This is a genomic window from Rhodococcus sp. P4_F3_2 (genome assembly GCF_056401335.1).
The window spans coordinates 154,627-164,526 of sequence record NZ_JBFUJN010000018.1 but is presented as its reverse complement, the minus strand read 5'-3'; the positions used below and the strand labels follow the sequence as shown (position 1 = coordinate 164,526).

At 61.3% G+C, this 9,900-nt stretch carries 9 protein-coding genes; 6 read left to right on the top strand and 3 right to left on the bottom strand.

Translation table 11 applies throughout. The annotated features are described in order from the left end of the window. The first annotated feature begins 139 nt into the window (after window positions 1-139). The 5 genes from AC1DWA_RS19910 to galE all read left to right on the top strand — a co-directional run bounded on the left by AC1DWA_RS19910 (window position 140) and on the right by galE (window position 5,587). Window positions 140-2,227, top strand: coding sequence for a glycosyltransferase (locus AC1DWA_RS19910; protein ID WP_477846618.1), 2,088 nt, complete (start codon window positions 140-142; stop codon window positions 2,225-2,227). Window positions 2,228-2,288: 61 nt separating this feature from the next. Then, window positions 2,289-2,561 (top strand): PqqD family protein, encoded by a 273-nt coding sequence (locus AC1DWA_RS19905; RefSeq protein ID WP_020969628.1) that lies wholly within the window; start codon window positions 2,289-2,291, stop codon window positions 2,559-2,561. A 64-nt stretch (window positions 2,562-2,625) separates the two neighbouring features. Then, window positions 2,626-3,447, top strand: coding sequence for a hypothetical protein (locus tag AC1DWA_RS19900; protein WP_477846617.1), 822 nt, complete (start codon window positions 2,626-2,628; stop codon window positions 3,445-3,447). Then, on the top strand, window positions 3,426-4,556 hold the full coding sequence (locus AC1DWA_RS19895) for a nucleotidyltransferase family protein (RefSeq protein ID WP_477846616.1): 1,131 nt from the start codon (window positions 3,426-3,428) through the stop codon (window positions 4,554-4,556). Before AC1DWA_RS19900 ends, AC1DWA_RS19895 begins: the two co-directional genes overlap by 22 nt. Beyond that, window positions 4,553-5,587 (top strand): UDP-glucose 4-epimerase GalE, encoded by a 1,035-nt coding sequence (gene galE, locus AC1DWA_RS19890; protein WP_462375742.1) that lies wholly within the window; start codon window positions 4,553-4,555, stop codon window positions 5,585-5,587. Before AC1DWA_RS19895 ends, galE begins: the two co-directional genes overlap by 4 nt. On the opposite strand, the gene AC1DWA_RS19885 is transcribed toward galE, so the two are convergent. After that, window positions 5,559-6,542 (bottom strand): hypothetical protein, encoded by a 984-nt coding sequence (locus tag AC1DWA_RS19885; RefSeq protein ID WP_019748466.1) that lies wholly within the window; start codon window positions 6,540-6,542, stop codon window positions 5,559-5,561. The genes galE and AC1DWA_RS19885 overlap by 29 nt on opposite strands. A gap of 500 nt (window positions 6,543-7,042) precedes the next feature. Here AC1DWA_RS19885 and AC1DWA_RS19880 point away from each other — a divergent pair, with 500 nt between their 5' ends. Further along, on the top strand, window positions 7,043-8,176 hold the full coding sequence (locus AC1DWA_RS19880) for a GGDEF domain-containing protein (RefSeq protein ID WP_477846615.1): 1,134 nt from the start codon (window positions 7,043-7,045) through the stop codon (window positions 8,174-8,176). Here the strand turns inward: AC1DWA_RS19880 and AC1DWA_RS19875 are convergent. Continuing rightward, on the bottom strand, window positions 8,165-8,638 hold the full coding sequence (locus AC1DWA_RS19875; RefSeq protein ID WP_477846614.1) for a DUF5709 domain-containing protein: 474 nt from the start codon (window positions 8,636-8,638) through the stop codon (window positions 8,165-8,167). The two genes, AC1DWA_RS19880 and AC1DWA_RS19875, sit on opposite strands and share 12 nt — an antisense overlap. Before the next feature lie 73 nt (window positions 8,639-8,711). Further along, a complete protein-coding gene (locus tag AC1DWA_RS19870) occupies window positions 8,712-9,887 on the bottom strand; it encodes a lipase family protein (RefSeq protein WP_254664956.1) in 1,176 nt (391 codons plus the stop codon). Window positions 9,888-9,900: the final 13 nt, after the last annotated feature.

Here is a 9,900-nt window from a genome sequence, read left to right as displayed (position 1 = left end):
CGTCCCAACTGTCCCAACTGTGCCGACCACTCGCACCGAGCCGACGTTCCCAACCAGCCCGACCAAGCCGACAGATCCCACGGAACCTGCGTAACCGACGTAATCGATACAACGCCACGGGTTCCCAGGGAGCACACCGATGCCCGAGTTCGACGACGCCCTGCACCGCGCTCTGAAGAGGCTTCAGAGCGCGGTGCCAGTACAGGTGAAAGAAACTCCGCCGCACGGAGAATCTGCCGACCTCACCATTGCAATCGCGACCTACGACGATTTCGACGGCGCATACTTCACGATCCACTCGATCCTGGTCCATCATCGCGAGATTCTGGACAGAGTCGAATTCGTCTTGTTGGACAACAACCCCGAGGGGTTGCCGGCGCCGATGCTCGAATCGTTTGCCGGTTACATCGATCGGTTCCGCTACATCCCGTTCACCGACGTTCGATCGACTGCGGTGCGGGACGTCCTGTTCCGCAAGGCCACCGGAAAGTATGTCCTGGTCCTCGACTCCCACGTGATCCTGGCACCGGGATCGTTGTCGGCGTTGCTGGCGTATTTCGATGCAAATCCGGAAACTGACGATCTGATCCAGGGACCGATGCTCTCCCAGGATTCCTCGCACATCGCGGCCACCCACATGGACCCCAAGTGGCGCAACGGAATGTTCGGCTCCTGGGGAGTTGATCCGCGAGCGAAGCAACACCCGGACGTGCCTTTCGAGATCATCATGCAGGGCCTCGGCTCATTTGCCTGCAGGCGTGAGGCATGGCCGGGATTGAACTCGCACTTCACCGGATTCGGCGGTGAGGAGGGATACATCCACGAGAAGTTCCGGATCAACGGCGGAAAGGTCGTCTGCCTTCCGACATTTGGTTGGCACCATCGATTCGAGCGCCCGGCGGGTGTCCCGTATCGAATAAATTGGGAAGATCGCGTTCACAATTACCTGCTCGGTTGGAATGAGGTCGGATGGGATCTCGACTCACTCCATCGTCAGTTCTCCAGGTACCTCGGTGATTCGTATCCCGAGATTCGTCGCCGTGCCGAACTGAGCGTCCAGCGACCCGAGTTGGTCTTCGGCGGGGTGATCGTTCTCAGCGACGACGGCCGAGTAGCTCCGTGGCGTTCATGCCTGGCGGAGGCCGAGTCGATCGAACTGACCGTTCACCGTGCCATTCCGGCGGAGGACGACGGTCCGGATGGGTGGAGGACGGCCTCAGCGTTCGTCGCCGGACTCGACAAGGCGATTCTGCTGGGCTGGAAGTCGGTGGTCTTCCTGGACGAGGCTCGCGTGATCGAACCCGCGGTTATGTACAAGCTGCGGAACATAACAGACGACCTCCCCGCCGAAGCCGATGCGGCCGTCATCCACGCACACGGCGAAGACCTGGTCGGGGCTGCACTGATTGTTCGCGCCGCGGCATACCGAACCTTGCGAGACGAACTCTCTCGGAGCATGGACGGACCCGTGCGGTCCGACTTTTCACTGGCGACCTATCTGCTCGAGCGGGGCGCAGTCGACGTTGTGCTCGATCGCCCACTGTCGCCTGCCCGAGTAGGGGGAGAACCCACCCCGGCTGTCGAGGATTCGAAGTCGGACCTCGGTGTTGTCGTCGTGAATCTTGACCTCGATATCGACAGATGGAAGGCGTCCTGGCATCGATTCATTCGCTTACCGCGCGTAACAGCGGTGGAGAGAGAATCAGCTTTCGAGGACGTGATGAATCAGGAAGCGGCCTTTGCCGTCTCGTGGCGTCGCGCGGTTTCTCGGGCGACCGAGAAGAGCTGGGATTCGGTCCTCATTGCAGCTGACGACGTGAGTTTGCTGGATGCGGCTGCGTCGATCCTGGACCACGCACGTGAAGACCTCGATCACCGCGATTGGGATGTCGTCCAACTCGGACACGACGCGAATTCGGCCGACGGAGCGCTGATCGACGGTTCGGCGCTCTTGCGCACCAGTCCGGAGAACCGTGGAGTTCACGCCGTCCTCGTTCATTCGCGCGCCTTCGAACGAATTCTGGACGCGATTGCGGATCCGGAGGTAGACCCCGAAGCATTCGAAAAATGGGCGGGCCACTACCAAACTTTGGGCAACTACCTGGTGGATGCGAACGCCGGGGGAGCGCTCACGTGTCTGACGCTCGCACCCGGCATCGCCTCCACACGCAGCCTGATTCGTTCGGGCGCAATCGAATCCGAATACTCACGACGCTTCTCGCTCTGACACCACCCCAAACGCAAATAGCTCAACACGAATATCGGACTGGTTGGAACAAGGAGATATCTTGACGGAACTACTCGAAGACGCGAGGCCTCAGCGCTCACAGACGGTGGAGAGCAATGATCTCACCGACGGTGTCGTGCTGTACGACAGTTCCAGCGAGGTTGCCCATCACCTCAACCCCGTCGCGACTTTGGTGTGGGAACTGTGTGACGGCCGGACCGTCAGTGACATCGTCCAGGCGGTGTCGGAGGTACTCGAGATCCCTGACCATGACGCGGAGTCGGTGGTGAGCGAGACCTATGGACAGCTGAGCGCCTCGCGTCTGCTGGTGTGAGAATCCCGTGACAGGCAGCCACGTACCACAATTCCGAACGCACTACCTATGGGTTGATGCGATCGTGCGCGGCCCTGCCATACCCGAACTCGGTGTCATCGAGCATCGAATTGCCAGCCCCTGGCCTGCGGACCACAACGTCGAAGTTCGGATTCAGCGGAATCGATCGACGTTCGGTCGCTGGGACGCCACCATCGACTCGACCATCGGAGGCAGAAAGGAACCGCTGATCGGTCTCGACGGACTCCACCTCGCGGAGAACGTTTACCGCACTGTGCACCGGGATGTCATGACGGCCGCAGATAACGAACTGTGGACACGCCTGCATGCCGCTCTGGTCGACTGCAACGGTGTGAGAGTGGCGATCGCCGGGCACTCCGGGGCGGGTAAAACCACCTTGGCGCTTGCCCTTGCCTTACGGGGTGCACAACTGCGAGCTGACGAAGGGGTCTTCATTCGCGGTACCGAAGCGGTGGGCTTGCCGCGCCGGGTCCACCTGAAAGCCGGTACGTTCGACGTTCTGCCGGACATCAAGGCGCACGATTCGCTGTATCTCCCGTATACCCCTTCGGTGTGGGCACTGGACCCGTCGACATTGCCCGCTACTCCCGACGTCGATTCGGCGGTTCGCGGAATCGATCTGGTGCTGATTCTCGATAAATGGGACGGGGGTCCTACTCGTATCGCGCCGATGCCCGCACCCCAGGCGATACAGTCGCTGGCCGAGCAATCCGCTCTGTGGTCCGACAATCACGGACTGACCCTGAGAAACATCGCTGCCCTGCTCTCGAATGCCCCGTGCTACAGAATGATCCGGCACCACGGCGACACCGGCGCCGACACCGTGGAGGAACTGGTGGCGTCATGCGTGACACCCGGTACCTGATTTCCATGTTGGAACCCGAGCGCGGGGCCGACGTCATCCGTTCGTGTTCGCAGCAAGATTGGCCGCGAGTCATCGACGCCGCTGCCAGGCACAAGGTGCTGCCGCTGCTGGCCGCCCGCGCAGTCGATGCCGGCTTCGCATCGGTCCTGCCGGCGAGTTTCGCCGAAATGCTGTCGGAATCCGCAGCTAGCGCGTCGAGTCCGGAATTGACGCTGAGCCTTGTCCATCACCGAAACGCGCTTCGTATCGCGGACCTCGATGCGCAGCGCGTAGAACTGCAAGAGTTGTTACACAGCAGCGGATTTCCGACTGTCGCGCTGAAAGGTGCTGCCCTTCTCGAGCGAAGAATCTGGCCGAACCCGGCGGCACGACGGATGACGGACATCGACCTCTTGGTCGTGGATCCCGCACACGCCGTTCCAGCCAACGACGCGATCATCGACTTCGGATATCGAATGGTTCGCCCGGACGAGGTGGCGGGGGATTCCATCGATCACGACGATCATCAGGAACCAGCGCTCCTTCGCGACGACCGTCACGGCTCCGTCGAAATCCATTCGCACTTGCTTCCGCGGTTCGCCCGTCACGCGTTGACCCGCGAGTCCGTGGTCCGAGGACTCAGCGCGGAGACCGAAGGATCCAGGCTTGCCCTTTCCGATGTCACGCTTCATGTCATCGCTCACGCGCGGCTTGCCGATCGCGCCTTGATTCGCGCCGATCTGGCGTTGAACAGCGTCTTCGACGTGGGGTACCTGTTCGCCTCCGAGCCGTCACTCCCGGCGGTCCTCGCGCGACGCCGATTGCCACGCGATGTCCGTCGGGCGGTGAACGTCCACTGGGCTGCGGTGGAATCGATCTTCGGAGTGAGTACCGGGGTGACGACCACCTCGGCGCGTTGGTGGTGGCAATGCACGCTGTGGTTGGCCGATCGCCCACGCCTGCACTCGCTCTACCGCGATCTGGTCATGGTGCCGCTCTTTCTCGACCGTGATCGGCTTTCCATCCGGGACGGACGCGACCTACGTGGATGGGGCTTGGCACGCGCACGCGTGTCTCACTTCGTCCGTCGTGCGAGGACTGCCGTCGAAGATGCCGGGGGAGCAGCGTGAAAGTACTGATCACCGGCGGAGCGGGATTCATCGGAAGCACCGTGGCGTCGAAGTGCGTCGACGCCGGGATCGATGTCGTGATTCTCGACAACCTGCTGACCGGCCGTGCCGAATTTGCGCACAGATTCCCGTTCTACTGCGGCGACATCGCGGACGAGAAACTGCTCGACAAGATATTCGCAGATCATCCCGATATCGATGCCACAGTTCACTGTGCGGCCTTGATCGTGGTCGGAGATTCCGTGAGTAGCCCGGCGCGGTACTACGAGAACAACGTATCCAAGTCACTGACACTGGTATCGAGTGTCCTTCGGAACGGCTGTGAGCGCTTCTTGTTCAGTTCCTCTGCTGCGGTGTACGCGCCGAGCGACGGTGGGTGTGTCGACGAACATTGGCGGATCGCACCGCAGAGTCCCTACGCGCACAGCAAGGCTCAGTTCGAAACGATGCTTGACGACATCGTGGCGGCCACAGGATTATCGGCAATATCTCTACGCTACTTCAACCCTGTCGGGGCAGATCCGGAATTGCGAAGCGGACCAGCGTCGGCGCGCCCGACCCACGCACTCGGAAAGCTGTTCGAATCATATTCGACAGGAACGCCTTTCAGGGTTACGGGGACGGATTGGCCGACGCGCGACGGATCGGGAGTGCGTGACTACGTTCATGTCTGGGACCTTGCAGACGCTCATGTTCGAGCACTCGAAAGGTTCGACCGGGTCACCGCTGATTCATCACGCATGACTGTGGTCAACTTGGGCAGCGGGCGGGGGACGACGGTGTGGGAATTGGTACACACATTCGAGAACGTGCTCGGCGAAGACGTCGACGTGGTCGCTGCCGACCGACGCACCGGTGACACTGCCGGTGCCTATGCGTCGAACGATCGTGCGTTACGACTACTCGGGTGGGTTCCGACGTTCACCCTGGAACAGGGGATCGAGGACACTGCACGGTGGCTGGCCGTACGGGCGCACCGGCTGAATTCTGCGCCGCTGAGCGTCAGCTTGGTGGCTCGCCCTCGACGGTGATGTTGTTGCTTCGTAGCCAGAATGTGGCGTCCGGATCCCACCCGGCGAGCACGGTGGCCCCCGAGTTGGCCGACAACGGGATCGCGATGCCTGGCGTGGTCAGATAGGCCATCAAGGTCAAGTGGATGGCGTCGTAATCTGCAGCGACCGAAACCCAGTCCGGAATGAACCAGTCACGGTATTCACCGGTCGTGTCGTACCAAACGAAGCGACGTGAAGCGGGCACTGGCAGGGGATAGGTATCGACCAGATTCGCCCAGTCCTGCGGACCGGTGATCTCGTAGATGCGGGGCGCGCCGTAGATCCTTACCGGCTGCACCCGCGCCTCGTTCGAGGAGCTGTCTTCTTCGAGAAACACCCCGAGGGCCCCGATACCGTCGCGGGCCCTGGTTGTTTCGGTTGTGCCGTTGGCAAAAGGGGTAGACCACCATTCGCCTCCGATGTTACGGTCCGGATCTTCGATCTGGTATTCCAGAAACCGGCGTTCGGTATCGAGTGCCTCATCGCGCCACTGTTCGAGGCCGTCCTTCGTGGGGTAAATCCGCAGGGGTAGGCCCGACCAGCCGTAAATGGGGTTTCGCTTTTCAACCAGATTCTGGTTCAGGCGGTCGATCGGCTCGGTCCACCAGGCGGCGTGTGGCGAGTCGAGTAGTGCTCCGGCAATCGGTCGCAGCGCCGCTGCGACATCCGGCCGGACGAAGATCAGGTCTTCTTCGTCCGGCGGCTCCCAGTAGCGTGCGCAATCTACGGCATACGCAAGACAGTGCAGAATCTCGAGTTCGGACATCTCGGCGATTGCCCGGATATCAACAGCGCCGAGAACTTCGAGCGCATGTTCCGGCGATTGAGGCCAGTGTCCACCGGAGTTGCTTGCGCTGGCGCGGCACGCGTGCCCGACGTTCGCACAGAAGCGACGGCCACGTGGTGAACCGAGGACGAGTGCAACGGAATCCATGTGGGTAAAGCTAGCGGACAGGCTGACGGGGGACGTTCGAATAACCATTACTTGACATAATGTAGATTATCGGCAAATTGTCGACCTGGCGATATCGGCTCATGATCCGTTTCCTGCGTCGTTGATCCGTAGATGTATCTGTCGACCATTCGCGTGCTTCCGGCCCGTACTTCCGGTCTGAACCGCTGGACGCATTGTGTGAGCTGATCATCTTGGCGTGCCCGTCGTCGGACAACCAAACGTCGATCGCCGTCCGACCCCGGCCGGCCACCGAGCAACCCTGCCGCTCAGGTGTCCAGGCCGCGCGGCAGGCCGCCTGACGCGGGTTGATGTTGATGGATGAGTCTCGCCCACTCCCAGCTACCCCGCCTCAATTCGTCACTGTGACGTATTGGGGACGACAGGCTGCGTGCGGGTGCAGTTCCATTGTCATCGCCACGGACTACTATCGCCGCATGTGTTTTATTTCGACCGGCCGCTTCGAATGATCAGTGGCCGCGATGAGTGACACACCCAAGGCCGTGCACCGCTGGCTTGCAGTGCCAGACCAGTTCGACCGATTCACGCGATTCTTGTGCGACAACGGAATTCTGATGCCGACTCGGATAGGCATCGGCATATTGGTTTTCCTCCTGGGAGTCACGATTCTGCTGAAGCGACTGGGCACCCATTCGGTACAGACCATCGGATTTCCGTTGGACGTCGTCATCGCAGTGCTCGTGATGATCGGCGGAACAGCGCTGCCGTTCACTGCGACGACCCGGGAACGGTCGTACCTTTTCGTCATCGCGGGCGACCTCGCTGTTGCGGTGATCGTGCTGGCGGAGGCCAATCCGGATCAAAGGCTGTTGGGGTGCCTCGTCTTCGGACTCGTCGGCTCGTATATAGCGTTCTTTCACAATCTTCGAGCGCAGCTGTGGCACCTGCTGTTTTCCGGGGCGGTCATCGTTATCGCCAGCATTGGCGTGTTCACCGATGTACCTTCCGGCCTCTCAGACGTCCTGGGACGCATTGCCTTTGCCATCCCTGTCATCACCGTCATACCGGTGGTCACGCAGATTGCTCTGGCGCTCCTGAGCAACGACGCTCAAAGCTCCGAACTCGATCCGTTGACGGACCTGCTGAATCGGCGTGGACTCTCACGGCGGACTTCCGAACTCCTGCAAGCGAAATCCAGCCTCGACCAGTCCTTGCTGGTGGTGGTGATCGACATCGACAATTTCAAACACTTCAACGACACCTACGGTCACGACGTCGGCGACCGCGTCATCCTGCGCACGGCGTATCGACTCCACGACTGGGCCAGATCGGACGCAGCGATCGCTCGTATCGGCGGTGACGAGTTCGTCGTCGTTCAGATCATGCCGTTGCCGTACGTCGGCGACTTGCTCGCACGGATCGCCCCCATCATGAACTCCCCTACGGGCGAACCACTCTCGACGACAAGCATCGGCATAGCCATACACAACGGCGGCTGGCCAGACGTGCAAGCAGCAGAAAGTGGCGTTCACGATCTACATCGCCTAGCCGATTCGGCGATGTACGAAAGCAAGAGGATGGGTGGAAATCACGTCCACTCCATCGTTCTCACCGATCAACAGCCACAACAGTCAGGCGGTCGGTCAGTCGTCTGATTCTTCGATCAGATGCATCGCGGCTTCCTCCGCCGACGCTGCGCCGCCGTCGATTCCGACGTCTCCGGCAATGAGTTCGCTTTCCTCGTCCTCGTATCGGCCCTCGTCTTCGGTAACGAGACGCCCGACGCGGCGATTTCCGACTTCGTCACCGTTCGGGAATTCTTCTTCCCGTTCGAATTCGTCGGCATCTGCCGGATCCTTCAGGGGATCTCCCAGTGACGCGTACGGATCAGGTTCTTCCTCGGCCAGGCGCTCGTCGAGGGTCTCCCCCGCCGATTCTTCACTGCCGGTCAACCCGTGGGCGTCCAGGCCCAATGGGCGTTCCGGTGGTGAGATTCCCTCGTCGAGAATGTCGTCCACGCCTCGATCGATCAGGGTGTCTTCGGGTTGAAGCTGGTCGTCGGGATCGAGACTGTAATCGCCATTGCCGGCCGCGCCGGTGTCATCCGTGTCGCTCATACGATCAACGATGCCACGGGCACACCGAGTTGGCCATGTGCCGCGCCTGCTCGATACATCACTCCGGAGACATTCAGCACGAACGCGGGGCCGGCACTCCGTCGAACCGGTCCTGCAGGTACTCGAACGCGGTGGGCAGACCGAGGACCGCAGTGGTGAGGTGGTCCGGGCTGGGGAACAGCTGAGATTGAACCGTGGCTCCGGCGGCGCAGTACCGAGAAATCGTGTTCACCACCGAATCGATGGGGATAAGGACGTCGTCGGGCGTGTGCCATTCGAATACCGGGGCAGTCGGCACACCCGGATAAAGCTCGACGCTGTTGTCGTCCATAACCTTTCGCACTTCGGGGCTGGACAACAGGGAAGTCGACGTCGACACCTGGGAAGCGCTGCGTCCTGCGCCGACTCTCAGGATGTCGTTGGTGCACGCGTTGGTGAGTTCGGTCCGCATCGACCGACCGAGGTCGTTGAGTTGATTACTCAGCGGAAGAAGATCGGGGTACTCGCGTTCGAGGCCCATTGCTGCGGCGAACGCGAGGCCGAATGCCGGGTGCGGATCCTGTCCGAGGCCGTTGGCCATCTTGGACAGATTCATCGGAACGCCGCCCTCGGCTACACCGACGAGGTTGACCTCGGGTGCGTAGCTCGGGGCCAGTGCGGCCGCCCACGCGGTGGCCATGCCGCCGCCGGAGTAACCGGCAATACCGACTGGGCTGGCGCCACTACGCAATTCGGAGATTTTCTGAACGGCGCGGATACCGTCGAGCGTGATCTGTCCGCCCAGGCGCGCGGCGCCGTAGGCGCTGTTGGGTCCGAGATGGTCAGGAAGGGCAATGGTCCATCCACGTTGAAGCGCGACGTTGAGGATGGGCGCTTCACGGATGACGATGTTGGGATCCGATGCGTAAAGCGCGCGAGATGGCGCACATCCCGTTCCGAGTGCGTTGACGATGTGCTGATAGGAGAGCAACGGGCCGTCTTGCGCTTGATTCGGCGGGACCAGGATCGTGCTGACCGCGGCGATCGGCTTGTTCTCGGAGTTCGTGGACCGATAACTGACCTGCCAGATCGCGACGCCGGGAAAGGTCATCAGGTCAGGGGCCCGGCGCACAGAGATCGGCGTGCCGGCGGTCCCCTCGGCCGCTGCTTGCGAATAGAACGGGTCCGGGTCCGGCGCCGGATATGCGGGATCTGCTTGTGCAGTCCACCCGGAGAGAAGTGCGGCAGTCAGTGCAGCAGCAGTCAGCATCGATCCGGTAAAC